This is a genomic window from Arsenicicoccus piscis, assembly GCF_022568835.1.
Classification (GTDB): domain Bacteria; phylum Actinomycetota; class Actinomycetes; order Actinomycetales; family Dermatophilaceae; genus Arsenicicoccus; species Arsenicicoccus piscis.
This window is the reverse complement of sequence record NZ_JAKZHV010000004.1, coordinates 14002-38519: the sequence shown is the minus strand read 5'-3', so window position 1 is coordinate 38519 and position 24518 is coordinate 14002. Positions and strand designations below refer to the sequence as shown.

The window sequence follows — 24518 nt, the reverse complement described above, 5'->3', positions numbered from 1 at the left end:
CCGCCGGCCCGGTGGGTGGGCGGGTGGGCTACTTGACCGAGCCCTGGGTGAGGCCGCCGACGAGCTGCTTCTGGAAGGCGAGATACAGGATCATCACCGGCAGCGAGCAGAGCAGCGACCCGGCGGCGAAGAAGCCAAACCGCTGGTTGGCGTCGATGCCGCGCGACAGACCCCACAGGCCGACGCCCAGGGTCTGCTGGTCGACGTCGGTGAGGAACACGCTCGCGAGCATGAACTCGCTGAACAGGCCGACGAATCCGAGCATGAACACCGTCACGAGGATCGGACCGACCAGGCGCAGCGTCATGGTGAAGAAGATCCGCGCGTGGCTCGCCCCGTCGACGATCGCCGCCTCGTCCATCTCCTTGGGGATGGTGTCGAAGTAGCCCTTGAGCAGCCACACGTTGGACCCCATCGCGCCGCCCATGTAGGCGAGGATCAGACCCATCGTGGTGTTGAGGCCGAAGGCCGGCAGCACGTCGCCGATGCGCGAGAAGGTGATGTACATCGCGACGAGCGCGAGCACCGCCGGGAACAGCTGCAGCAGCAGCAGGGCGAGCAGTCCGGGCCGGCGCCCGGCGAACCGGAGCCGGGAGAACGCGTACGCCGCGAGCGAGGCGATGAACATCGACAGCAGCGCCCCAGACAGGCAGATCACCAGCGAGTTCTTGTACCAGGTCCAGTAGGGCCGGCCCGGATCCTGGCTCAGGGACTGGAAGTTCGCCATCGAGAAGTCGGTGGGGAACAACGACGAGGAGTTCAGCTGGCCGGACGGGTTGAGCGCCGCGGACAGCAGGAACATGATCGGGAAGAGCGCCCAGACGAGGGCGAGGATCCCGAGCGCGTGCCGCCACCACATGCTCCCGCCGCCGGCACCGCCGGCTCGGGACTCGGTGAGCTGCTGCGGGGCGTCCGGGGTGACGGGGACGGGTGCGGGAGCGCCGGTTCCAGGGATGGACATCAGTTGATCTCCTCGAGGGCTTTGGTGGCGCGGAAGCCGGGCAGGCTCATGATCGCGACCAGGGCGAAGATGACGATGGAGACGGCCGACGCGAGGCCGTAGCTCGGGTTCGCGCCCGAGAAGGCGAGCCGGTAGGCCAGCGTGATCAGCAGGTCGGTGTCACCGATCGTGGCGTTGCCACCGGTGAACGGACCGCCCTCGGTCAGCAGGTAGATCAGCGAGAAGTTGTTGAAGTTGAAGCCGTAGGACGCGATGAGCAGCGGCCCGACGGCGACCAGCAGCAACGGCATGGTGATCTTGCGCAGCGTCTGCATGGCGTTCGCCCCGTCGATGCGCGCGGCCTCCTGGACGTCGCCCGGGATCGACTGCAGCGCACCGGTGCACACGAGGAACATGTAGGGGAAGCCGAGCCACAGGTTCGTGATGAGCACGGCGGCCTTGGCGGCCCACGGGTTGCCGAGCCAGTCGGTGCCGAGGTGCAGCGTCTGGTTGATCAGCCCGTAGTCCTGGTTGAACATGCCCTTCCACAGCAGCGCGGTCACGAACGCCGGGATCGCGTAGGGCAGGATCAGCAGCGACCGGTAGATGCCCTTGCCCTTGAGTCGAGGGTGGTTGAACAGCAGTGCGATCAGCATGCCGAGGATGAACGTCAGCAGCACGGTGCCGAGAGCGAACACGACGTTCCAGACGAAGATCTTGAAGAACCCGCTGCGGAACGTCGGGTCGGTGAAGATCGTCTTGAAGTTCGCCAGGCCGACGTTCTCCCGCCAGCCCTGGGAGAAGGTGTCGCCGCTGCCGTCGGTCGCGGTGTAGAACGCGTTCTTCGGGGCGTAGGTCTTCTTCGTCACCTCCGAGTAGAGCGTGTCCTTGGCCGCGTCGTAGGTCACCGTCGCCTTGCCGACGAAAGCCTCCGACAGGCCCACCATCTTGATGCCGCCCCCGTCGTCGGTGGGCACGGCCAGCTCGCCGAGGTCCTTGCCGCGCGCGTTGATCTCGCGCGCGTTCAGCACGTCGTAGCCCTTGGCCGCGGTGATCTTGCCGATGGTGGACTTGGTGACGTCCCCCTCGGGCAGCTCGCTCAGGCCCTCCTTCGGGTCACCGACGTAGGTCTTGCCCTCCGGCGAGGTCAGCAGCAGCTTGAGCGGGCCGGTCGCCTTGGGCTGACCGGACTTCACGGCGACCGACGCCTTGTAGCGCGGCGAGCCGGGCACCTCCTGCACGGAGTTGGCGACGATCTGGTTGCGCGCCTCCTCCTGGGTGCCGAGGTGGCCGTTGCCGTAGTTGGTGAACGCGATGGAGATGGTCAGCAGCATCGGCCAGATCTGCAGGCCGAGGAGCGCGAGGATGCCCGGGAAGAGGTACTTCATCGGGACGGCGCGCTTGGTGGAGTAGATGAGCAGGATGCACAGCCCGACGAAGGCCGTGAGCGTGACGGCGAGCCAGGCGCCCTGCATCGCGAGCTGCGCCGCGAGCCAGAAGACGAAGACCAGCGCCACCACGATGAGCACCCACTTGAGGGCAACGTAGATCGACTTGTTCATGGGAGTCCTTCGGGAGAGCCGGGGCATGGACCGGCGGTGCGACCCGCTGGGCGCGGGCCGCACCCCCGGACGGAGACGACGTGCAGGTGACGTGCCGACGATGCGGTGCGCGTCAGCCCTTCGCGATGGCGGCCTTGATCTCCTTGGCAGCCGCGTCGAGGCGGGCCTTCGGGTCGGTGGCCGCACCCGAGATGAGGTCGGCCTCGGCCTGGCCCCACGGCGTCCAGACGGCGTTCATCGCCGGGATGTTCGGCATCGGCTTGCCACCCTTGCCGGCCTCGAACCACGCCTTGATGTCGGGCGTCTGCGCGGCGACCTTGTCGTAGGCGGTCTTGAGGGCCGGCGGGCGCTGGCCACCCTCGTAGAGGGCGATCTGCACGTCGTCGGTCGGCACGAACGCGGTGAGGAACTCCTGCGCGAGCGGGGCGTTCTTCGCCTTGGACGACAGGTAGAACATCTGCACGCCGAGGAACGGCTGCATGGCGCCGCCACCGGCGACGGTGGGCAGGTTGGCAATGCCGTAGTTGATGTTGGCCTTCTTGGCCGGCTCGATGTCCCAGGGGCCACCGATGAGGAACGGCGCGGCCTTGGAGGTGAACAGCTGCGCGACGTTGGTGCCGTCGACGTTCGTCGACAGGATCTTCTCCTTGCCGAGCTTGGCCAGCAGCTCGCCACCCTTGACCGAGCCGGCGTTGTTGATGATGACCTGGTTGGGGTCGTAGTCGCCGTTGGCCTTGGTGCCGAACACGCCACCGCCGAAGGCGGAGAAGAAGGGGTAGGCCATGTACGGGTTGCCCTGCTTGCCGACGTTCATCGACAGGACCTGCTTGGCCTTGCCGGCCTTGACGGCGGCCTGGCCCATGCTGATCAGCTCGTCGAGCGTCTTCGGCGGGGTCGAGATGACGTCCTTGTTGTAGATCAGGCCGATGTTCTCGATGGCGTAGGGGACGCCGTAGTTCTGGCCGTTGAACTTGGTGGCCGCGGTGGCGCTCGGCTGGAACTTGGCGGCGGTGGCCGCGTCCAGCTGGACCGGGGCCGCCACGCCGTTCTGGACGAACTCGCCGAGCCAGTCGTGCGCGCCGACGACGATGTCCGGACCCTTGCCGACCTTCGTGGCGTCCTGGTACTGCTGGCGGGTCTTGTCGTCCGGCGTGGTCTGGACCTGGACGTTGAGGCCCTGCGCGTCGGCGAACTTCTTCGCGATGGCGGTGACGGCCGGCCCGTGGGTCGAGTCGCACCAGATCACCAGGTCGGCGTTGGCGTCGCGGGTCGGCGCCGCGGTGGCGGAGGTCGTGGCCGGGGCCGCCGCGGTGCTGGTGCTCGTCGAGGTGGGGGTGCTGCCCGAGGTCTGAGCCGGGGTGGTGGTACCGCCGCAGGCGGTCATGAGCAGGGTGGTCGCACCGATGGCCGCGACCGCTCCGAACGCACGCTTGTGCATGTCATCTCCCTTGATGTGTGACAGGTCGTCGTCAGCGGCTCGAGCGGAGCCGTAACGACTTGCACCGAAGGTACCGCCACTGCAAGATCTTGCAGTACTGCGGGGTGGTCGGAGTTATCAAACCGTGACCTTGCTGACCTTGCTGATCCTGCGCTGCCGGCGCTCACCACGCGTGATCTTTGATCGATCAGATTCACATCGCGTCAGGGGTAGGCACGGCCCGCGCGCTCAGGCATACTGCAAGGGCTACTCCGGTGCGGCGACGGTGCCCACACGTGCCTCGACGACCCGGCCGGCATCTCATATCCGCCTTTACAACGGATCGTCCGGCACGTTCCTGCCGGTGAAGGAGTTCATCACCCATGGCTACCGTCAAGTACGACAACGCCACCCGTGTCTACCCCGGCGCTGAGAAGCCCTCGGTCGACAAGCTCAACATCGACATCGCCGACGGCGAGTTCCTGGTCCTGGTCGGCCCGTCCGGCTGTGGCAAGTCGACCTCGCTGCGCATGCTGGCCGGCCTCGAGGAGGTCAACGGCGGCAAGATCTGGATCGGCGACAAGGACGTCACCAACCTGTCCCCCAAGGACCGCGACGTCGCGATGGTCTTCCAGAACTACGCGCTCTACCCGCACATGTCCGTCGCCGACAACATGGGCTTCGCCCTGAAGATCGCCGGCGTCAACAAGTCCGAGATCCAGAAGCGCGTCGAAGAGGCCGCCAAGATCCTCGACCTCACCCAGTACCTCGAGCGCAAGCCGAAGGCCCTCTCCGGTGGCCAGCGCCAGCGCGTCGCCATGGGCCGCGCCATCGTGCGCAACCCGCAGGTCTTCCTGATGGACGAGCCGCTGTCGAACCTCGACGCCAAGCTGCGTGTCCAGACCCGCACCCAGATCGCGTCGCTGCAGCGCCGCCTCGGGGTCACCACGGTCTACGTCACGCACGACCAGGTCGAGGCCATGACGATGGGTGACCGCGTCGCGGTCCTCAAGGACGGCCTGCTCCAGCAGTGCGACAGCCCGCGCCGCATGTACGACCACCCCGACAACGTCTTCGTCGCCGGCTTCATCGGCTCCCCGGCCATGAACCTGTTCGACGTGCCGGTCGTCGACGGTGGCGTCAAGCTCGGCTCGCACGTGACCCCGGTCCCGCGCGACACGCTCAACGAGGGTGGCTCGACCATCACGCTCGGTGTCCGTCCCGAGGACCTCACCGTCAACGAGCAGAACGACGGCCTGCCGGTCGTGGTCGACGTCGTCGAGGAGCTCGGCGCCGACGCCTACATCTACGGCACCACCGACGCCGCGCACGGCTCCGCCGCGATCATCGCGCGCGTCGACGGTCGCCGTCCCCCGGAGAAGGGCCAGACGGTCTACCTGGCCCCGAACCACGACCACGTCCACCTGTTCAGCAAGGAGACCGGTCGCCGCCTCGGCGACTGAGCGCCACTCGCACGCACGACGGGCGGTCACCCCACGGGGTGGCCGCCCGTCGCCTGTGCGCGAGATCTGCCACGATGGGCAGGTGCTGCAGATCACCACCATTCGGCCGGCGGCCGACATCTACGACCTGCCCTGGTCGACCCCGCTCGAGGACTGGCCCGAGGACCTGCTCGCCGTGCTTCCCCGGGGCATCTCGCGGCACACCGTGCGGTTCGTGCGGACCTCCCAGGGCGTGATCGCCGTCAAGGAGATCAAGGACGACATCGCCTACCGCGAGTACCACCTGCTGCGGGCGCTCGGCCGCCTGGACATCCCGTGCGTGCAGCCGTTCGGGATCGTGTCCGGCCGCACCGACGACCAGGGGAACCCGCTCGACGGCGCATTGCTGACCTACCACCTGCAGTACTCCCTGCCGTTCCGCGCGCTGTTCAGCCAGGCGCTGCGCCAGGACACCGCCCGCCGGCTGATCGACGCGCTCGCGGTGCTGCTCGTGCGCCTGCACCTGCAGGGCTTCTGGTGGGGCGACGTGTCGCTGTCCAACACGCTGTTCCGCCGCGACGCCGGGGAGTTCGCGGCCTACCTGGTGGACGCCGAGACCGGCGAGCTGCGGGACCAGCTGTCCGACGGCCAGCGCGAGCACGACCTGGAGATCGCCCGCATCAACATCGCCGGCGAGCTGCTCGACCTGGAGGCGGGCGGGTTGCTGCCGCCCGGGCAGGACCCGCTCGAGATCGCCGTGCACATCATGAGCCGCTACGCCGCGCTGTGGTCGGCCCTCACCGAGACCGAGACCTACGACACCGGCGAGCGCTGGCGGGTGGACGAGCGGATCCGGCGACTCAACGACCTCGGCTTCGACGTGGGCGAGCTGTCGCTCACCACCGACCTGGACGGGTCACGCATCCTGATACAGCCCAAGGTCGTCGACGCCGGCCACCACTCGCGTCGGCTGCTGCGCCTCACCGGGCTCGACGTCGGCGAGGGCCAGGCCCGGCGCCTGCTCAACGACCTGGACTCGTTCCGCGCCAGCATCAACGCCCAGGGCGAGGACGAGGCGATCGTCGCCAACCAGTGGCTCAACCAGATCTACCTGCCGGTGACGCGCACCGCGCACCCGTCGCTGATCCGCAAGCTGGAGCCCGCGGAGCTGTTCCACGAGGTGCTGGAGCACCGGTGGTATCTCAGCGAGCGGCTCGGGCACGACATCCCGATCGAGGACGCCGTGCGCGACTACACCCAGACCATCCTGCCTTCGCGGGCCGACGAGCAGACCGTCGTCGACGCGGACACCCAGGAGCTGGACCTCACCGAGATGTTCAGCGACGACGACTTCGACGAGGTCGAGCTGGACCAGGACGGCAACCCGGTCGAGGCGACCGGCGAGGAGTGGACCGCCGACGACGACGACAGCGCGTGGGTGCTCAACGACTGGAACCCCGACTGGCGGACCCGCGACTAGCTGCGCGCCTGCAGGGATCGGCAGCGACGGGCAGCCTCAGCGGCGGACGCCGGCCTCTGAGCGCTGCCGCGCGATCTCGTAGAGCGTGACCCCGGTCGCGAGCCCGGCGTTGAGCGACTCGACGGCCGACGACATCGGGATCGAGACGATCTGGTCGCACGTCTCGCGCACCAGGCGGGACAGGCCCTTGCCCTCCGAGCCGACGACGACCACGAGGGGCTCGCCGGCCAGCTCGAGCGCGGGCAGCTCGACGTCTCCGTCCATGTCGAGGCCGATGACGAAGTAGCCCTGCTTGCGGTAGTCCTCGAGGGTGCGGGTGAGGTTCGTGCACCGGGCCACCGGGATGCGCGCGGCCGCGCCGGCCGAGGTCTTCCACGCGGCAGCGGTCATGGCGACCGACCGCCGCTCGGGCACGACGACGCCGTGGCCGCCGAACGCCGCGACCGAGCGGATGATCGCGCCGAGGTTGCGCGGGTCGGTGATGCCGTCGAGCGCCACGACCAGCGGGATGCCGGGGGTCTGCGGGTCGACCAGGTCACGCGGGTCGACGTAGTCGTAGGGCGGCACCTGCAGCGCCAGCCCCTGGTGCACGGCGCCGTCGGTGAGCCGGTCCAGCTCGGCGCGCGGGGTCTCGAGCTGGGCGATGCCGCGGTCGCCCGCGATCTTGAGCGCCTCGCGGACCCGGTCGTCGGAGTCGATCCGGCTCGCGACGTAGAGCGTGGCCGCCGGGATCTCGGCCCGCAGGGCCTCGAGCACCGAGTTGCGGCCGGCGACGATCTCGCTGGTCGGGCGCTTGCGGCCGCCGCCGTGGCCGCCGTGGCCACCACGACCGCCTTGACCACCCTGGCCGGTGCGACCGCCGCTGCGGCCGGCCTGACCACCCTGGCCCGCGTCGCGCGCAGCCCGCTGGGCGGCCTTGTAGGCCTTGTGGTTGGGCCGCTCCTCGGCCTTGGGCGTGGGGCCCTTGCCCTCGAGGGAGCGGCGCCGGTTGCCGCCGCTGCCGACGGTGGGGCCCTTGCGGGACTTGCGGATCGCGCCGCGGCGCTGGGAGTTGCCTGGCATGGTTGCCTCTCGGATCAGTCGGAGCGACGGGCGAGCGACCAGCGCGCCCCGCTCGGGGAGTCCTCGACGCTCACGCCGGCTCGGGTGAGCAGGTCGCGGATGGCGTCGGCGGTGGTGAAGTCACGGCTGGCACGCGCGGCGGCGCGCTGCTCGAGCTGAGCCTCGACGAGCGCCTCCAGCGCGGCCTGGGTGGGGTCGGCACCCCCGCCGGACGGAGCGGCGCTCCAGTGCGGGTCGAGCGGGTTGACGCCGAGCACGTCGGTCATGGCGACGACCTGCAGCGCGAGCGTGCGGGCGAGCGCCTTGTCACCGTCGTCGAGGGCGGTGTTGCCCGCCCGGACGGTGTCGTGCACGGCGGCCAGCGCCCCGGACACGCCCAGGTCATCGTCCATCGCGGTCACGAAGGCCTCGGGGAGGTCTACGGTGGCGGCCTCGGCGAGCACGTCCGCGACCTGGTCGGAGTCGACGACCCGGCGCAGGAAGCCCTCGATCCGCTCGACCGCGGCCTCGGCCTCGGCGAGCGAGCCGGGGTGGAACTCGATGGTGGAGCGGTAGTGCGCGGCGCCGAGGTAGTAGCGCAGCGCCAGCGGGCGGGTCGTCCTGGCGATCTCGGTGACGACCAGGGAGTTGCCGAGCGACTTGCTCATCTTCTCGCCCTGCACGGTCACCCAGGCGTTGTGCATCCAATAGCGCGCGAAGCCGAGCCCCGCAGCGTGCGACTGGGCCTGCTCGTTCTCGTGGTGCGGGAAGCGCAGGTCGACGCCGCCACCGTGGATGTCGAAGGTGTCACCGAGATACTTGCGCGCCATCGCCGAGCACTCGAGGTGCCAGCCCGGCCGGCCGGTGCCGTAGGGCGTCGGCCAGGACGCCGTCAGCGGCTCCCCCGTCTTCCACCCCTTCCAGAGGGCGAAGTCTCGCGGGTCGCGCTTGCCCCGCGGGTCCGCGTCCTCGGCCGCCTCCATGTCGTCGATCGACTGGTGGGTGAGCGAGCCGTACTCGGGGAAGGACCGCACGTCGAAGTAGACGTCGCCGCTGTCGTCGGCGGCCCGGTAGGCGTGCCCCTTCTCGACGAGGGTGTCCATGAGGGTGACCATCTCGGTGATGTGCCCGGTCGCGCGCGGCTCGTAGGTCGCCGGCAGCACGCCGAGCAGGTCGAGCGCCTCGCTGGTGGCCCGCTCGTGCTCGTAGCTCCACGCCCACCACTCGCGGTCGGCCTCCGCGGACTTGCGCAGGATCTTGTCGTCGATGTCGGTGACGTTGCGCACCAGCGTGACGTCGTAGCCGTGGCCGCGGACCAGCCAGCGGCGCAGGATGTCGAACGCCACGGCGAAGCGCACGTGACCGATGTGGGGCGCCCCCTGGGTGGTGAGCCCACAGATGTAGATCCCGACCTTGCCCTCGTGGAGCGGGTGGAACTCGCGCAGCTCGCGGGAGGCAGAGTCGAAGAGATGGAGGCTCACCTGCCCAGTTTACGGGACCGATCATCGCGTCGAGTTGTTCTTGACCGCTCGTTCTTGAACAAGTATTCTCAAACGCATGGGCAGACCGAGAGGGTTCGACGAGCAGGACGCGGTGGCCGCTGCGACGACGGTCTTCCGCGAGCGCGGCTACGCCGCGACGTCGGTGGACGACCTCGTGGCGGCGACCGGCGTGCACCGGGGCAGCCTCTACGGCGTGTTCGGCAGCAAGCACGGCCTGTTCCTGCGGGTGCTCGACGCGGCGGCGCAGCCCGAGACGGTCGCCACCGAGCGGCTCGACGTGCTGCTCGTGGCCCTGCTCGAGCTCGCCCCCACCGACGCACCCGTCCGGGACCTGCTCGGGCGCGTCGTCACCGACCACCACGTCACCGCAGCACAGCTCGGCGACCGCCTGCTGGCGCGGGCCGGTCTACCGAGCAGTGGGCAGCCATCAACCACCAAGCCACCAACCACCAAGGAGCAGTCATGAGCAACAACCGCGTCAGCATCACCGGCGACACCCTGGTGATCGAGCCCGTCGGCCTGGACAAGCTGTGGTCGTTCACCCGACGGCTGAAGCTGCCGCTCGCCCACGTGCGGGGCGCGACCTTCGACCCCGGGATGCGCGACGAGCCCAAGGGCTGGCGCGGTCCAGGCCTTGGGCTGCCGGGCAAGCTCGCCGGCACCTTCCACGCCGACGGGGGTCGGCAGTTCTGGAACATCTCGGGCTACGAGCGCGCGATCGTCATCACGCTCGACCCCTCGCAGCGCTACGACAAGGTCGTGATCACCGTCGACGACCCGCAGCAGGTCGCGGCCACCATCAACGCGGTCGTCGGCGCCCGCCGGTCGTGACTCGGCTGCGTTGAGTCAGCGGGCCAGCACGAGCGCGGTCGCGATGGCGGCCGCGCCCTCGCCCCGGCCGGTGAGGCCGAGGCCGTCGGTCGTGGTGCCACTGACCGCGACGGGGGCACCGCAGGCCTGCGAGAGCGCCTGCTCGGCCTCGGCGCGCCGGGTGCCGACCTTCGGTCGGTTGCCGATGACCTGCACCGACACGTTCCCAATGTCGTAGCCCGCCTCGCGCACCAGCCGCGCCGCCTCCGCGAGCAGGGTGGTGCCCGGGGCGCCGGCCAGCTCGGGGCGACCGGTGCCGAAGTGCGCACCGAGGTCGCCGATGCCGGCCGCCGAGAAGAGCGCGTCGCACGCGGCGTGGGCGGCGACGTCGGCGTCGGAGTGCCCCGCCAGGCCCACCTCGCCCGGCCAGAGCAGGCCGGCGACCCACAGCTCGCGGGCGGACTCGGGCGCCGCGAAGGCGTGCACGTCGACGCCGATGCCGACGCGCGGCAGCGGGTGGACGGCCGGGATGGTGCTGTCGGGGGTCATCGCGCGCTCCTGCTGGTCGTGCTGGTGGTGGTCGTGCTGGTGGTGGTCGTGCTGGTGGTGAGGACGGCGTGCGCCCGGTCGAGGTCGTCGGGGGTGGTCACCTTGAACGCGAGGTCCGAGCCCGGCACGACCCGCACCGGCAGACCGAGGGCCTCGATCAGCGCGGCGTCGTCGGTCGCGCTCGTGCCGCTCGCGTGCGCCCGGTCCAGCGTGACGCGGTCGAAGCCCTGCGGCGTCTGCACCGCCCGCAGCGACGCGCGCGCCGGGGTGCGCCGCACGAGACCGTCGGCGTCGACCTCCTTGACCGTGTCGATCACCGGCAGACCGGGCACGACGGCGACGTCCCCGGAGCGCACGGCCGCGACCACAGCCTCGAACACGTCCGGCGGGGTGAAGCACCGTGCCGCGTCGTGCACGAGGACGACGTCGACGTGCTCGACCAGCACCGAGAGGCCGGCCGCGACCGAGGCGGTGCGGTCCGCGCCACCGCTCACCACGGTGAGCAACGGGGTGTCGAGCAGCGCCCAGGTGTCCTCGACGAACGCGTCCGGCACCACCACGACGACCTGGTCGACGCCCGGGACCTGGACCACCCGGTCTACGGCGTGGGCGAGCAGGGAGCGGCCACCGACCTCGACGAAGGCCTTGGGCACGGGGTGACCGAGCCGGGTGCCGAGCCCGGCGGCCACGATGACGACGGCGACGCTCACGGTGGACACGCTACTGCCCCCGGCACCGGAAGGTGACGGGGGCAGCAGCGGGTGTCGATAGCGCCTGGACGGCGGGCCGAGTCAGGAAGCCAGGACCTCGTCGAGGATGGTCTCGGCGTTGGACTCGTCGGTCTTCTCGGCGAGCGCGAGCTCGGACACGAGGATCTGGCGGGCCTTGGCGAGCATCCGCTTCTCACCCGCGGACAGGCCGCGATCCTTGTCGCGGCGCCACAGGTCACGCACGACCTCGGCGACCTTGATGACGTCGCCCGAGGCGAGCTTCTCGAGGTTGGCCTTGTAGCGGCGCGACCAGTTGGTGGGCTCCTCGGTGTACTCGGCCCGCAGGACCTCGAACACCCGGTCCAGGCCTTCCTGACCGACGACGTCGCGGACTCCGACGAGGTCGCAGTTCTCGGCGGGCACCTCGATCGTCAGGTCCCCCTGAGCGACCTTGAGCTTGAGGTAGAGCTTGTCAACGCCCTTGATCGTGCGGGTGTTGATCTCCTCGATGAGTGCTGCGCCGTGGTGAGGGTAGACGACCGTCTCTCCGACTTTGAAAACCATGAAGATGTGACCCCTTTCGCGACTACCAGGATACCACGCCGTTCGTGCAGCGCACACCCCGGTCATTCGCATTTGCGCAGGTCAGAGCCTTGCCATCCCGCGGTGGCGGACAAACTTGGGACGACGTCGGGGATTGACAAACGCCGGTCGGTGTGCCGCAGCCAGGCCCGGTCGGGGGCCGTCCGGCGCGTTCGGGCGCGCCCCTGCGAGGCTGCGGCTGAGCGGAAACGCTATGCTCGCGCCGTGACCGACTCTCGCCGCCCCTCCCTCGCCCTGTCGCTGGTTGCTGTCGCCGCCGCCGCGAGCCTGACCGGCTGCTCCTACTTCTCTCCCACCCAGACGGAAAGCCCCTACGCCCCGTCCGACGGGGTCGAGGTGGCGCTGAGCAACGACGTGCAGGTCCAGAACCTGCTGCTGGTGGGCTCGGCCAAGGGCGAGTCCGGCACCCTGTCCGGCTACGCCGTCAACTCCACGGCCGCCCCCGTCGACATCAGCTTCGCCGGTGCCGACGGCGCGACGCCGATCAAGGCGACCATCCCCCCGGGCCAGGGCATCAACCTGACCGACAAGAAGCTCACCGTCCCGGCGCTGTCCACGCCCCCCGGCGGCATGATGCAGCTCGCCATCTCCACCCCCGCGTCGGGTGCCAAGACCGTGCAGGTGCCGGTCCTGGCCGCCACCCAGGAATACGCGACGCTGCTGCCGTCGGGCCAGACGCCACCGCCCACCGCCGAGGCCACGCCGGCCGGCGAGGCGACCAGCACCGAGGGCGGTCACTGACCCGCTGCCCGGGTCAGTGACCCCGCTGCGCGATCAGGGCGCCTCGAACTTGTAGCCCAGCCCGCGCACGGTCACGATGTGCACCGGGTTGGCCGGGTCCTGCTCGATCTTGGCGCGCAGCCGCTTGACGTGCACGTCCAGCGTCTTGGTGTCGCCGACGTAGTCGCTGCCCCAGACCCGGTCGATCAGCTGCCCGCGGGTCAGCACCCGCCCGCTGTTGCGCAGCAGCATCTCGAGCAGCTCGAACTCCTTGAGCGGGAAGGCGATCGCCTCTCCGCGCACGGCGACGGTGTGCCGGTCTACATCCATCCGCACCGGACCGGCCGCGACCGTGCTCGGGAGCACCTCCGCCGTCTCGCCGCCCCGGCGCAGCACCGCACGCACCCGGGCGAGCAGCTCCCGACCGGAGTAGGGCTTGGTGACGTAGTCGTCGGCGCCGAGCTCGAGGCCCACCACCTTGTCGATCTCGCTGTCCTTGGCGGTGAGCATGATGATCGGCACGCTGGACCGGGCCCGCAGCGCCCGGCACACGTCCTCGCCCGAGAGGCCGGGCAGCATCAGGTCGAGCAGCACCAGGTCTGCGCCGCGCCGGTCGAACTCGGCGATCGCGTCCGGGCCGGTCTCGGCGACGGCGACCTCGTAGCCCTCCTTGCCGAGCAGGTAGGACAACGGGTCGCTGAACGCCACCTCGTCCTCGACGAGGAGGATGCGGGTCATCGGGGGGCCTTTCGGTCGAGCTGGGTGAGGACGGGGTCGTCGTCGGCGAGCACCGGCAACGAGATCGTGAAGGTCGAGCCCTGGCCTGGTTCGCTCCACAGGCGCACGTCTCCGCCGTGGTTGGCGCAGACGTGCTTGACGATGGAGAGCCCGAGGCCGGTGCCCCCGGTCGCTCGGGAGCGGGCCGGGTCCAGCCGGAAGAAGCGTTCGAACACCCGCGACTGAGCGGTCGGCGAGATGCCGAGACCGTTGTCGCTCACCACGACCTCGGCCACGGCACCGATCCGGCGCACCGTCACCACCACCCGAGCCTGCGGGTCGGAGTAGTTCACGGCGTTGTCGACGAGGTTGCGGATCGCGGTGGTGAGCAGCGCCAGGTCCCCGTAGACCACGGCGCGCTCCGTGCGCAGATCGATCGTCGTGCTCTTGCTGTCGGCGAGCAGCCGGCACCGGTCGACGGCCTCGCGCGCGGCGTCCGCGAGGTCTACCGGCTTGGGGTCGGTCAGCGTGTCGGCGACCTGGAGGCGGGACAGGTCCACGATCTCCTGGACCAGCCGGGCCAGCCGGTCGGCCTCGACCCGCATGCGTCCGGCGAACCGGATGACGGCGTCCGAGTCGCCGCTCGCGTCCATCACGGCCTCGGCGAGCAGGGACAGGCCGCCGACGGGGGTCTTCAGCTCGTGGCTGACGTTGGCGACGAAGTCGCGGCGCACCTCGTCGACCCGGCTCACCCGGGTGCGGTCGTCGGCGAGCAGCAGCACGTGGCCGGTGCGCAGCAGGCTCGCCCGGGCCGAGACGAGCATCCGCCCGCGCAGCAGCGGCCCGCGCGGCAAATCGAGGGTGAGGTCGCGCAGGTCGCCCCCGCGCCGGGCCTCGCGTACGAGGTCGCGCAGCTCCTGGTGGACCAGCTCGCCGTCGCGCACCAGCCCGTGCCGGACGGCGGCGTCGCTCGCGACGACTACCGCGTCGGAGCTGTCCAGGACCACCCCCATCTGACGCAGCGCCGCGAGGACGTCCACCACGCCGGGGTCCAGCGTGGGGTCCTCGGGCTTCGCCACGATCACGGCGGGCCCTCCTTCTGCGGTGGTGGTTCAGAGCTTCCCCGACGATACGATGCCGCACCGTAGGATCGACATCGGACGCCCACAGCGATCGTAGGCTCGTTGCTCGCCAACTGTTCACCTTGGATCACGACCGCGTTCATCCCCGGCTGCCAGTGTGCCGAGGAGACGTCATCACCCCTCGAGAGGAACCCATGCGCGACGCCTTCCACGAGGCCTTGGACCAGATCTCCGACCAGCTGGTCGAGATGACCCGCCTCGCCGGGTCGGCCATGAGCCGCGCCACCACCGCCCTGCTCGACGCCGACCTGCAGCTCGCCGAGAGCGTCATCGCCGCGGACGAGAACATCGACGACCTGCGTCGCCAGCTCGACAACATGGCGATCGACCTGCTCGCCCGCCAGCAGCCCGTCGCCACCGACCTGCGCATGGTCGTCACGGCCATGCGGATGAGCGCCGACCTGGAGCGGATGGGTGACCTGGCTCGGCACATCGCCAAGGTCGCCCGGCTGCGCTACCCCGACTCGGCAATCCCGCCGGTGCTGCGCCCGACCATCGTCGACATGGGCCACGAGGCCGAGCGCATCGTGATCCAGACCGGTGCGGTCATCCACAGCAAGGACGTGCACGAGGCGCAGGCGCTGGAGCAGGCCGACGACGCGATGGACGCCCTGCACCGCAAGATCTTCAACACCCTGCTCAGCGGCAGCTGGGACCAGGGCGTCCAGGCCGCCGTCGACGTCACCCTGGTCGGCCGCTACTACGAGCGGTTCGCCGACCACGCCGTCTCGGTGGCTCGCCGGGTGGTCTACCTGGTCACCGGCGAGTGGGCCGACGAGGATGCCGAGATCCCCGGCATCGACGTCGGTGACGACGACAACGACGAGAGCTGACGCCCCCGGCACGCTGGCCGACGAAGGCACGACGAGGGGGCCGGACCCACTGGGTCCGGCCCCCTCGTGGTGCTCGGTGGTCTTGCTGCGCTGCCTGCGCCCTACTTGCCCTGGTTGGCGACGGCCTCGGCCGCAGCCCTGGCGGCCTCCGGGTCGAGGTACTCGCCACCCTTGACGGTGGGCTTGAAGTCCTCGTCGAGCCGGTAGACCAGGGGCATGCCGGTCGGGATGTTGAGCCCGGCGATGTCGTCGTCGGAGATGCCGTCGAGGTGCTTGACCAGCGCGCGCAGCGAGTTGCCGTGCGCGGCGACCAGCACGGTCTTGCCGTCCTTGAGGTCCGGGATGATGTCGGACTCCCAGTAGGGCAGCATCCGGGCGACGACGTCCTTGAGGCACTCGGTCTTCGGCATCTCGTCGCCGAGGTCGGCATAGCGGGGGTCGCCGGCCTGGGAGAACTCGTTGTCGTCGGCGATCTCGGGCGGGGGCGTGTCGTAGGAACGACGCCACAGCATGAACTGCTCGTCGCCGTACTGCTCCTTGGTCTGCTTCTTGTCCTTGCCCTGCAGGTCGCCGTAGTGCCGCTCGTTGAGGCGCCAGCTGCGCTTGACCGGGATCCAGTGCCGGTCGGCGGCGTTGAGGGCGGCGTTGGCGGTGTTGATGGCCCGGCGCAGCAGCGAGGTGTGCACGACGTCGGGCAGCAGAGCGGCGTCCTTGAGCTGCTCGCCGCCGGCGACGGCCTCGGCGCGACCCTTGTCGGAGAGCTCGACGTCGACCCAGCCGGTGAACAGGTTCTTGGCGTTCCACTCGCTCTCGCCGTGGCGGAGCAGGATCAGCGTGTAGGTCATGGCGCCAACCCTACTGTGCGGCTCCCGGCCCAGGCCCGGTGGGGGCGTACCGCGGATCGTTCTCGACGCCGCTGAGCAGGTCGCGGAACGCCTCGAGGTTGCGAGTGGACTCGCCGCGCGCGATCCGCCAGGCCCACTCGCGCTTCATCGACTCGAGGAAGCCCAGCGCGAGCAGCTCGTTGAACGGCGCGTCGGCCGCGTCGAGCAGGGTCCCGAGCAGCTGGTCGACGCCCTGCTCGGTGATGGCCGCGAGCGGCTGCTGGCCCACGACGTAGACATCGCCGGCACCGTCGATCGCGTAGCCCAGCCCCGGCAGCCGCAGGTTGCGCCGCAGCAGGAACCGGTAGACAGCGGCGTGGTTCTCGTCGGGGTTGCGGACGACGAACGCCGACACCGACAGGCCCCGCTCGCTGACGACCAACGACGCCACCGTCTTGAGCTTCTTGTCCCCCGGCAGGGTCACCACGACCTCGCCCTCGCGGCCGCCCGGCTCCCACTCCGCGCCGGCCTGGTCGAGCAGGGTCGTGAGGTGGTCCAGGGCAGCGGTCGGATCAGGGGTGGGGCCGGCGCTGGGGTTGGCGGTGGGGTTGGCGGTGGGTTCAGCGACGCCGGTGTCGGGGGCTTCGGGCATGGCGCCGAGCCTACGCCGCGGGGCCGTCGAGCTCCTCGCGCTGGTGCTCGGCTGCCGCCTCGTAGGCCGCGACGAGACGGTCTACCGTCGCCTCCCAGGAGTAGCCCTGCGCGTGGGCCACGGCCCGCTCCCCCGCCGCCGCGCGCTCGGGCGGCGTGCGGTCGACGAGCGACTCGATCGCGCGCGACCAGTCGGCAGGGTCGTGGCCGGCGACCAGGGTGCCGGCGTCGCCGACCGCGGTGGGCAGACCGCCCACCCGGGTGGCGACGACCTGCGTGCCGCAGGCGAGCGCCTCGAGGGCTACCAGCCCGAAGGACTCGTTGTGCGAGGGCACGGCGAGGACGTCGCTGGCGCGGTACCACTGCGCCAGCTCGGGGCGGGTGGCGCTGACGACCCAGCGCATGGCGTCGGCGAGCCCGTGCTCGTCGGCCAGGCGACGCAGGAAATCCGGGTCGCCGTAGCCACCGCCGGAGTCGCCGCCGAGGATCGCCACGACCAGCCGATCCCGCAGCTCGGGCCGGTGCGCGACCAGGTCGGCGGCGGCGCGGACCAGCACGTCCGGAGCCTTCAGCGGCTGGATCCTGCCGACGAAGAGCAGCACGACGGCGTCGGGGGCGAGGCCCAGGGCCTCGCGGTCGAGCTCGCGCTGCCGCTCGATCGTGCGGCTGGGCTCGGCGTCCCGCTCGACCGGCCGGAAGACGTCCAGATCGACCCCCGGCGGCACGACGGCGACCCGGCCGGGGTCCGCGCCGTAGAGCTCGATCAGCTCGCGCGCCTCCTGGTCCGTGTTGGCGACCAGCTCGTCGGCCGCCTCGACCACCTGCTCCTCGCCGATCTCGCGGCCGGGCGGTTCCGGACTGTCCCCGGACGCCAGCGAGAGGTTCTTGACCTTGGCCATCGTGTGCATGGTGTGCACGAGCGGCACCTGCCAGCGGTCCGCCGCCAGCCAGCCGACCTGCCCGGACAGCCAGTAGTGCGAGTGCACGAGGTCGTAGTGCCCCGCCGGCCGGTGCGCCTCGGTCCGCATCACCCCGGCCGCGAACGCGCATAGCTGACCCGGTAGATCCATCTTGCCGAGTCCCTCGAACGGTCCCGCCACCACGTGCCGCACGGTCACACCCGGCGCGAGCTCCTGCTCCACCGGCTGCCGCGCACTGGTGGCCCGGGTGAACACGTCCACCTCGATCCCCCGCGCGGCCAGCCGCCGCGCCGTCTCGGCGACGTAGACGTTCATCCCACCCGCGTCCCCGCTGCCCGGCGTCGCGAGCGGCGAGGTGTGCACGCTGATCATGGCGACCCGGCGCAACGCCATGGGGGTCTCCTGTCGTCGTCGGGGCGGCCGCGGTGGCACGCCTGGCGTTCTACGGCAACCACGGCGGCCAGCCGGTCATTCCTGCCGACGACAGGTCAGGAGAGGACGGGTCAGGAGAGGAACGCGCTGATCACCTGGCGCACCCGGGAGCGGTGCGCCAGCAGCAGCCCGCCCGGGCCGAGCACGACGAGCTCTCCGTGGGGGAAGGCCGAGGCGAGCCGTTCGGCGATGGCTACCGTGTGCAGGTCGTCGCCCTCCTGCGCGAGGACCAGGACGGGAGCCGTGACGGCACGCAGGGAGTCCAGGTCGTCGACCGCCCGACGACCGATGATGCCGTCCAGCAAGGCGACCCGAGCAGCCGGTACGACCGGCAGGTCGACCAGCTCCTCCACGAGCTCTCGTGCGTGCGGCAGCCGCTCGTGGTCGAGCGCGGCCGGGGTGATGAGGACGAGTCGCTCGAACCGGTCCGGGGTCTGCTCGACCAGCCGGGTGATGGCGGCAGCGCCCATGCTGACGCCCACGGCCCGAGTGGCGGCGGCGTGGTCAGCGACGGCGCGGAGCTCGTCGACGAGGTCGTCGTAGCTCCACGGCGGCGGGGGGACGTGCGAGGCACCGTGCCCGCGGAAGCTGAAGAAGGTGCGCGTGCCCGCGACGGCCGAGGCATAGGGCCGGGTCAGCCCGATCCCGGCGCCGATGCCGTGGGCGAAGACCGTGCGCGGCTCCCCACGCCCGGCCGTCAGGACCTCGAGATCACCGGCGCCCGTGCGCAGGACCTCGGTCACCACGGGCCGTAGGGACCGTCCCCTCGCCGGCCCTTGCCGAGCACGGCGCGCAGCGCGGGACGGACGTCGGCAAGGTAGATCGCGGCGACGACGAACGCGGCCAGTCCGAACAGGTTGAAGACCGACTGCACGAACACGATCCCGATCAGCGTCGCGATGCCGGTCAGCACCAGCCAGAAGTTCTTGCTGCGCTTGCCCGCCGCCACGAACGCGTCGGGTCGGGTGCGCAGGCAGTCCACCAGCGCGAAGATCTCGCAGCCGAGCGCGGCCAGCCCGAGCAGAGCCGTGATCATGCTCTGCAGGCTCCACAGTCCGTCCATCATTTGCCCAGGCTACTGGTGTCGGCTGGATGAGGCCTGGACGGGCCGTGGGCGCGCGCGGCCGGGGGCCGTGGTGGCGTGGCCGCGGCCGTGGTGGCGTCCGGTCAGCTGTCGGTGTCGAGCAGGATGGTCGTGGGGCCGTCGTTGACGAGCTCCACCGCCATCATGGCGCCGAAGCGCCCCTGCTCCACCCGAATCCCTTTGTCTCGCAAGGCTTGTGCGAGCGCCTCCACGATCGGTTCGGCGACGGGACCCGGGGCTGCCCCACCCCAGGACGGTCGGCGACCCTTCCGGGTGTCCGCGTAGAGCGTGAACTGGCTGACCAGCAGCACCGGCGCCCCGGTGTCGAGGACGCTGCGCTCGTCGCGCAGGATCCGCAGGTCCGCGACCTTGCGCGCGATGGTGGCGACCTGGTCGGGGCCGTCCTCGTTGTTGACCCCGACGAGGACCAGCAGACCAGGCTCGTCGATCCGGCCCACGACCTCGTCGTCGACCCGGACCTCGGCGCGGGTGACCCGCTGCAGCACCGCGCGCACCGTCAGGCCCTCGATCCGGTAGAGCGCTGGGCCGGGTCCGCGAGGTGCGCGTCGAGGTCTACCTCGAAGGCGCCGACGGGTTGGCCGTGCCCGAGCACCGGGAGCCGGGCGAGGTCGCGCAGCACGGGCGCGTCGACGCCGAGGTGCAGCAGCGTCGCGGCGAGCACCACGGGGCGCACCCGCTGGGAGCCGTCGGCGATCTTGACGGCGACCCCGCGGCCGTCCGCGAGGCCTACCGCGTAGACCGCCTCCGCACCGTCCTTCGCGACGGCGCCGGGCAACCCCCGCATGACGGCGGTGACGTCACGCGTGCTGCCGGCGACGTACTCGGGGTGGGCGCGCATGGCGTCCGCGACCCGACGCTCGGGGGTGCCCTCGGCGGCGGCAGCGAGGCGCCCGAAGGTGCGGGCGAGCCCCGCCGTGGAGATCCCGAGGGCCGGCGCGCCACACCCGTCGACCGTGGTCGCGGCGACGGGCTCGCCGGCGAGGTCGGCCGCCGTCTCGGCGAGATGCACCTGCAGCGGGTGGGCCGGATCGAGGTAGCCCTCGAGGTCCCACCCGTTGATGCGGCAGGTCACCAGCATGGCCGCGTGCTTGCCCGAGCAGTTCTGGGCGAGCGAGGTGGGTGCCCGGCCGGCGGCCAGCCACCGCGCCCGCTCGTGCTCCTCGTAAGGCAGGTCCGGGGTGTTGCGCAGGTCAGCCTCGGAGAGTCCGTGGTCGGCGAGGATCTCCGCGACGGCCTGCAGGTGGAAGTCCTCGCCGCTGTGGCTCGCGCACGCCAGCGCGAGGTGGCGGCCGGTGAGGTCGAGCCCCGCGCGCAGCATGCCGACCGCCTGGGCGGGCTTGTTGGCCGAACGCGGCAGGATCGGCGCCGTGACGTCGCCCCGGCTCAGCAGCTCGCGACTGCTGGTCTCGGTGGCATTGTTGGTTTCGGTGGCACTGCTGGTCTGGGTGACAGCCACGATCGCGTGGTGCACCGACTCCACGAAGCCGGACCGCACGACACGCACCACGACCGGGGCGCCCGCCAGGGCCACGGCCGGGTCGGCGCCACCCGCACGCTGCGGGCGGTGGGCCCCGCCGGTGCTGCTGACGTTGCAGTCGTTGCTGGTGCTTCTGGTGCTGCTGTCGTTGGTGCTCGCCAGGCTCATGGCGCGAAGCCTATAGGCCAGGTCGGCCTCGTCCCCGCGACCGGTGGAGCCAGGTCGACCCCAGCCCACGACCGGTGGAGCCCGAGGGGTCTACCCTTGCGGCGCAGACGCACCGCCCTGACCAGGAGGACCTGGCCAGGGCGGTGCGTGGTCGCGGGTCGTGGGTGACCCGAGCGACTCAGGACTGCGTCGAGCTGGTGCTCGGCGTGCTGCTGCTCGTGCTCGGGCTGCTCGTGCCGCTGTTCGCGCTGGTGCTCGAGCTGTTCGAGGCGTTCGAGGTGCTCGGGCCGTTCGAGCTGGTGCTCGGGCTCATGCTCGGGCTGCTGTTCGAGCCGCTCGACGTGCTGGGGCTGCTCGAGGTGTTGGAGCGGGCGGTCGACGGCGTCGAGGTGGACGAGGGCGAGCTGCTCGTGGAGCTGGCGCTCGGGGTGGCCGAGCCGGTGGCCGTGGTCGCCTTCTTGGCCGGCGCGCGCTTGGTCGTGGTCCGCTTCGCGGGCGCCTTCTTGGCCGCAGCCTTGGTGGTCGTCGACTTGGTGGTCGTCGCCTTCTTGGCCGGCGCCTTCTTGGCGGTCGTGGCCTTGGCCGTGGTCGACTTGGCCGGCGTGGCCTTGGCGGTGGTCGACTTGGTGGTCGTCGTCTTGGCCGGCGTGGCCTTGGCCGTCGTCGACTTGGTGGTGGCCTTCGTGGTCCGCTTGGCCGTGGTCTTGGCGGGGGTCACGGTCTGCTCGGTCGAGGTGGTCACGCCGGCGCGACGCGGGCGACCGGGGCGGGCGGGCCGGGTCGGCGTCACGATAGCGCTGCGCTTGACCGTGCGGCGGGTCCCGCGGCGACCGGCGGAAGCCTGGGTCGTCGTCGTGGAGACGCTGACCTCGTCGGGGATGACGTTGGCGGCCGTGGAGACAGCCTGGCTCTGCGCGCGGCCGAGCGCCTTCTCGGCGGCGTCGACGAGCGCGAGCGCCAGCTTGGCGGTGGACTCGGCCTGCGCCCGCAGGTCCTTGGCGATCTTGGCGTCCATCAGCTCGTCGGCGAAGCTCTCACCGCGCGACGCCAGGTCCTCGTAGGTGCGCTGCACCTGACCGGCAGCCGTCAGACCCTGGTTGAGGGCGTGGGCCGGAGCCTCCTGCGCCGACACGGTGGCCTTGGTCAGCCGGCTCTCCAGGTCGTCGCGGATCTCCTGCAGGCGAGCCTGAGCCTTGTCGCTGGCCTTGCGGATCTCGGCGAGCGCCAGGTCGGTGGCCCCGAGCGCGGCGTAGATCGGACGCGAGTCCGCGGCATCCTTGCGGGCCGCCTTGGCGGCCCTGTCGGCCTTGCCGGAGGCCTTGCCGGCGGCCTTGTCCGCCTTGGCGCGGGCGTCGGCGGCGACCTTCTCGGCGGCCTTGCGGACGTCCTTGACCGAACCCTTGGCCTCGGAGACCGCCTTGTCCGCGCGACGGCGGGCGTCCTCGGCGGCCTTGCGCGCGTCCTTCTCGGCCTTCTTCAGCTGCTTGCTGACGTCTTTCGACACATTCATCATGTTCTCCTTCACTGAGATTCGGTGCTGGGCGCCGTCCGGGTCGGCGACGGTGCGCGCTTCGTGGTCGAGGTCCCCGAGCCCCCGCCAGTGAACAACGCGTAGAGGTCGAGCAGGGCCTTGCGCTGATCGTCACCCAGCCGCGGGTCGGCCCTGATGGCCGCCACCACGTCGGGAGACACCGAGGACTGCGCAGGCTGTTCGTCGAGGAGCCCAGCTCGTACGTAGAGCGATTCGGCGGAGATCTCCAACCCCTTGGCGAGCGCACCGAGGATCTCGGCACTGGGTCGCCGCAGCCCTCGCTCGATCTGGGACAGGTACGGATTGCTCACACCGGCCAGCTCGGCGAGCTGACGCAGGGAGAGCTGGGCCGCCTCGCGTTGCTCGCGCAGGTAGACCCCGAGATCAGGCACCGGTAGGCCACCCGTCAGCTTTCCCATAGGTCCAGTGTGCTTGCTGCAGCAAGCGGCTGGCAAACGCTTGCTAGCAATGTGGTCAGTCACACACCCGCCCCCTCGCCGGTCGCCGACACGGCCCCTCCCCACCGAGACGGCACCTGGCCGCCGAAATGGTTGGCACACCAGCCGTTTCGATGGCCAACAGCCGTGTCGCCGGGGTAGACGCGACCAACCGCCGTCTCGGTCACCGACCACCGTGTCGTGGATGTGCACAACCGCCGTCTCGGTCGACACCTGCCGTCTCGGTCACCAACTGCCATGTCGAGGCCGGCTCGACAACCCACGCGGGCTGGGCGGGGGTCCCGGGACACCCAGGGCGTGCGCTTCGGACGGACTCATGCGCCTTGGAACGATCGAAGCTGCTCCGTAGAGCCGTCAATCAGTCCGAGGCGCACGCCACCGCCCACCCACGCACCCGCAGGCAGCCGATCTACCAGGCCCGAGGAGCGCGCACCCCCGAGCCCAGACCAACGCCTTGGCCGACCGTCCCGAGATGGCCCTTCGTCACCGAGACGGCACCTAGCCACCGAGATGGTTGCTGCACCAGCCGTTTCGGTGGCCAACAGCCGTGTCGCGGGGATGGGCGTGACGAACCGCCGTCTCGGTCTCCAACTGCCGTCTCGAGGCCGCACCCAGCCGCTCAGGCGGCGCGGGGGCGCACCTGCAGCAGGTCGCGGGCCTGATCGGTCGTGAGGGGTGGGCGCTGCATCAGGGTGGCGAATGTCGTTGCGCGGTCTACGAGCTCGACGTTGTGGCGGACGGGGCGGCCGCGCTCGAGGATGAGGTTGTCCTCCATGCCGACGCGCAGGTGGCCGCCGGCGGACAGGGTGGCAGCGAGGATGGGCAGGTGCGCGCGACCGATGCCGGTGGCCGACCACGAGGTGACCGCGTCGGGCAGCGCGGCCAGGGCGGCGACGAGCGAGGCGGTCGTGCCGGGCAGCGCGCCGGGGACGCCGAGGACCAGGTCGACGTGCACGCGCCCGCCGTACGGCAACCCGCGCTCCCCCAGCAGCCGCTCGAGACTCGCAAGGTGGCCGAGGTCGAAGATCTCGAACTCGGGCACGATCTCGCGCTCGCGCGCGGCGAGGTAGAGCTCGCGCATGAAGGGATACGGGTTGAGGAAGACGTCGTCACCGAAGTTCGTCGTGCCGCAGGTCAGCGAGCACGAGTCGGGGTCGGCCTCGAGGACGCGCAGCCGGTCGGCGTAGGGATCGGTCACCGCGCCGCCGGTCGACAGCTGCACGATCAGGTCGGTGGTCTCACGCAGCGCCGCGACGGTCTCGCGCAACCGCGCCAGGTCGAGGGTCGGCTCGTGGGCGTCGTCGCGCACGTGCACGTGGATCAGGGCGGCGCCCGCCTGCTCGCACCGGCGAGCGGTCTCGACCAGCTCGTCGAGGGTGGTCGGGAGGCCGGGCGCGTCCGCCTTGGCCGTCTCGGCCCCGGTCGTCGCGACCGTGATGAGGGTGCCGACGGGCTGGGCGACGCTACGACGGGTCATGACCCCA

General features: G+C 70.9%; 26 protein-coding genes. 6 read left to right on the top strand and 20 right to left on the bottom strand.

The genetic code is table 11. The features are described 5' to 3' along the window. Window positions 1-28 precede the first annotated feature (28 nt). The 3 genes from MM440_RS08970 to MM440_RS08960 form a co-directional block, all read right to left on the bottom strand. Window positions 29-961, bottom strand: a complete 933-nt coding sequence (locus MM440_RS08970; protein WP_420914146.1) for a sugar ABC transporter permease — start codon at window positions 959-961, stop codon at window positions 29-31. After that, window positions 961-2502 carry an ABC transporter permease subunit gene (locus tag MM440_RS08965; protein ID WP_241443982.1) on the bottom strand — a complete coding sequence of 514 codons (1542 nt, stop codon included), beginning with the start codon at window positions 2500-2502 and terminating at the stop codon, window positions 961-963. The genes MM440_RS08970 and MM440_RS08965 overlap by 1 nt, the downstream gene beginning before the upstream one ends. 112 nt (window positions 2503-2614) lie before the next feature. After that, on the bottom strand, window positions 2615-3940 hold the full coding sequence (locus MM440_RS08960) for a sugar ABC transporter substrate-binding protein (RefSeq protein ID WP_241443981.1): 1326 nt from the start codon (window positions 3938-3940) through the stop codon (window positions 2615-2617). Window positions 3941-4302: 362 nt separating this feature from the next. On the opposite strand from MM440_RS08960, the gene MM440_RS08955 reads away from it, so the two are divergent. After that, complete coding sequence (locus MM440_RS08955; protein ID WP_241443980.1) at window positions 4303-5382, top strand: ABC transporter ATP-binding protein; 1080 nt, start codon at window positions 4303-4305, stop codon at window positions 5380-5382. Window positions 5383-5464: 82 nt separating this feature from the next. Then, window positions 5465-6841, top strand: a complete 1377-nt coding sequence (locus MM440_RS08950; RefSeq protein WP_241443979.1) for a DUF4032 domain-containing protein — start codon at window positions 5465-5467, stop codon at window positions 6839-6841. A 36-nt stretch (window positions 6842-6877) separates the two neighbouring features. Here the strand turns inward: MM440_RS08950 and rlmB are convergent, their stop codons facing one another. Beyond that, window positions 6878-7903 carry a 23S rRNA (guanosine(2251)-2'-O)-methyltransferase RlmB gene (rlmB, locus tag MM440_RS08945; RefSeq protein WP_241443978.1) on the bottom strand — a complete coding sequence of 342 codons (1026 nt, stop codon included), beginning with the start codon at window positions 7901-7903 and terminating at the stop codon, window positions 6878-6880. Between the two features lie 14 nt (window positions 7904-7917). Further along, the gene (gene cysS, locus MM440_RS08940; protein WP_241443977.1) at window positions 7918-9363 is read right to left on the bottom strand and encodes a cysteine--tRNA ligase; all 1446 of its coding nucleotides are present in this window, start codon (window positions 9361-9363) and stop codon (window positions 7918-7920) included. Window positions 9364-9439: 76 nt separating this feature from the next. Here cysS and MM440_RS08935 point away from each other — a divergent pair, with 76 nt between their 5' ends. Together MM440_RS08935 and MM440_RS08930 are read left to right on the top strand one after the other, a co-directional pair. Further along, window positions 9440-9850, top strand: coding sequence for a TetR/AcrR family transcriptional regulator (locus MM440_RS08935; RefSeq protein ID WP_241443976.1), 411 nt, complete (start codon window positions 9440-9442; stop codon window positions 9848-9850). Beyond that, the gene (locus MM440_RS08930; protein ID WP_241443975.1) at window positions 9847-10215 is read left to right on the top strand and encodes a hypothetical protein; all 369 of its coding nucleotides are present in this window, start codon (window positions 9847-9849) and stop codon (window positions 10213-10215) included. Before MM440_RS08935 ends, MM440_RS08930 begins: the two co-directional genes overlap by 4 nt. A gap of 15 nt (window positions 10216-10230) precedes the next feature. Here the strand turns inward: MM440_RS08930 and ispF are convergent, their stop codons facing one another. The 3 genes from ispF to MM440_RS08915 form a co-directional block, all read right to left on the bottom strand. Further along, entirely contained in the window at window positions 10231-10743 is a 513-nt protein-coding gene (gene ispF, locus MM440_RS08925; protein WP_241443974.1) for a 2-C-methyl-D-erythritol 2,4-cyclodiphosphate synthase, read from the bottom strand. Further along, entirely contained in the window at window positions 10740-11453 is a 714-nt protein-coding gene (ispD, locus tag MM440_RS08920) for a 2-C-methyl-D-erythritol 4-phosphate cytidylyltransferase (protein WP_241443973.1), read from the bottom strand. Before ispD ends, ispF begins: the two co-directional genes overlap by 4 nt. Before the next feature lie 81 nt (window positions 11454-11534). Beyond that, on the bottom strand, window positions 11535-12017 hold the full coding sequence (locus MM440_RS08915; protein ID WP_241443972.1) for a CarD family transcriptional regulator: 483 nt from the start codon (window positions 12015-12017) through the stop codon (window positions 11535-11537). Between the two features lie 243 nt (window positions 12018-12260). On the opposite strand from MM440_RS08915, the gene MM440_RS08910 reads away from it, so the two are divergent. Continuing rightward, window positions 12261-12797 (top strand): hypothetical protein, encoded by a 537-nt coding sequence (locus tag MM440_RS08910; protein WP_241443971.1) that lies wholly within the window; start codon window positions 12261-12263, stop codon window positions 12795-12797. A gap of 33 nt (window positions 12798-12830) precedes the next feature. Here MM440_RS08910 and MM440_RS08905 read toward each other — a convergent pair whose 3' ends face one another. Together MM440_RS08905 and MM440_RS08900 are read right to left on the bottom strand one after the other, a co-directional pair. Then, window positions 12831-13514 carry a response regulator transcription factor gene (locus MM440_RS08905; RefSeq protein WP_241443970.1) on the bottom strand — a complete coding sequence of 228 codons (684 nt, stop codon included), beginning with the start codon at window positions 13512-13514 and terminating at the stop codon, window positions 12831-12833. Continuing rightward, complete coding sequence (locus MM440_RS08900; protein WP_241443969.1) at window positions 13511-14578, bottom strand: sensor histidine kinase; 1068 nt, start codon at window positions 14576-14578, stop codon at window positions 13511-13513. The genes MM440_RS08905 and MM440_RS08900 overlap by 4 nt, the downstream gene beginning before the upstream one ends. Window positions 14579-14769: 191 nt before the next feature. Here MM440_RS08900 and phoU point away from each other — a divergent pair, with 191 nt between their 5' ends. Then, on the top strand, window positions 14770-15468 hold the full coding sequence (gene phoU, locus MM440_RS08895) for a phosphate signaling complex protein PhoU (protein WP_241443968.1): 699 nt from the start codon (window positions 14770-14772) through the stop codon (window positions 15466-15468). A 101-nt stretch (window positions 15469-15569) separates the two neighbouring features. On the opposite strand, the gene MM440_RS08890 is transcribed toward phoU, so the two are convergent. The 10 genes from MM440_RS08890 to MM440_RS08845 all read right to left on the bottom strand — a co-directional run bounded on the left by MM440_RS08890 (window position 15570) and on the right by MM440_RS08845 (window position 24511). Further along, window positions 15570-16313 (bottom strand): phosphoglyceromutase, encoded by a 744-nt coding sequence (locus MM440_RS08890; protein ID WP_241443967.1) that lies wholly within the window; start codon window positions 16311-16313, stop codon window positions 15570-15572. A 10-nt stretch (window positions 16314-16323) separates the two neighbouring features. Further along, window positions 16324-16944: a YbjN domain-containing protein gene (locus MM440_RS08885; protein WP_241443966.1), complete on the bottom strand. Its 621-nt coding sequence runs from the start codon at window positions 16942-16944 to the stop codon at window positions 16324-16326. A 10-nt stretch (window positions 16945-16954) separates the two neighbouring features. Then, a complete protein-coding gene (mshA, locus tag MM440_RS08880; protein ID WP_241443965.1) occupies window positions 16955-18256 on the bottom strand; it encodes a D-inositol-3-phosphate glycosyltransferase in 1302 nt (433 codons plus the stop codon). A 110-nt stretch (window positions 18257-18366) separates the two neighbouring features. Next, the gene (locus MM440_RS08875) at window positions 18367-19041 is read right to left on the bottom strand and encodes an alpha/beta fold hydrolase (protein ID WP_241443964.1); all 675 of its coding nucleotides are present in this window, start codon (window positions 19039-19041) and stop codon (window positions 18367-18369) included. Then, window positions 19035-19361 carry a DUF2516 family protein gene (locus tag MM440_RS08870; protein WP_338155627.1) on the bottom strand — a complete coding sequence of 109 codons (327 nt, stop codon included), beginning with the start codon at window positions 19359-19361 and terminating at the stop codon, window positions 19035-19037. The genes MM440_RS08875 and MM440_RS08870 overlap by 7 nt, the downstream gene beginning before the upstream one ends. Before the next feature lie 101 nt (window positions 19362-19462). Continuing rightward, on the bottom strand, window positions 19463-19894 hold the full coding sequence (gene dtd, locus MM440_RS08865) for a D-aminoacyl-tRNA deacylase (RefSeq protein WP_241443963.1): 432 nt from the start codon (window positions 19892-19894) through the stop codon (window positions 19463-19465). Window positions 19895-19896: 2 nt separating this feature from the next. After that, entirely contained in the window at window positions 19897-21045 is a 1149-nt protein-coding gene (locus MM440_RS08860; protein WP_241443962.1) for an asparaginase, read from the bottom strand. A 178-nt stretch (window positions 21046-21223) separates the two neighbouring features. Beyond that, window positions 21224-22558: a hypothetical protein gene (locus MM440_RS08855; protein ID WP_241443961.1), complete on the bottom strand. Its 1335-nt coding sequence runs from the start codon at window positions 22556-22558 to the stop codon at window positions 21224-21226. 8 nt (window positions 22559-22566) lie between these two features. Continuing rightward, window positions 22567-22995 (bottom strand): helix-turn-helix domain-containing protein, encoded by a 429-nt coding sequence (locus tag MM440_RS08850; RefSeq protein ID WP_241443960.1) that lies wholly within the window; start codon window positions 22993-22995, stop codon window positions 22567-22569. Window positions 22996-23653: 658 nt separating this feature from the next. After that, window positions 23654-24511: a beta-keto acid cleavage family enzyme gene (locus MM440_RS08845; RefSeq protein WP_241443959.1), complete on the bottom strand. Its 858-nt coding sequence runs from the start codon at window positions 24509-24511 to the stop codon at window positions 23654-23656. Window positions 24512-24518: the final 7 nt, after the last annotated feature.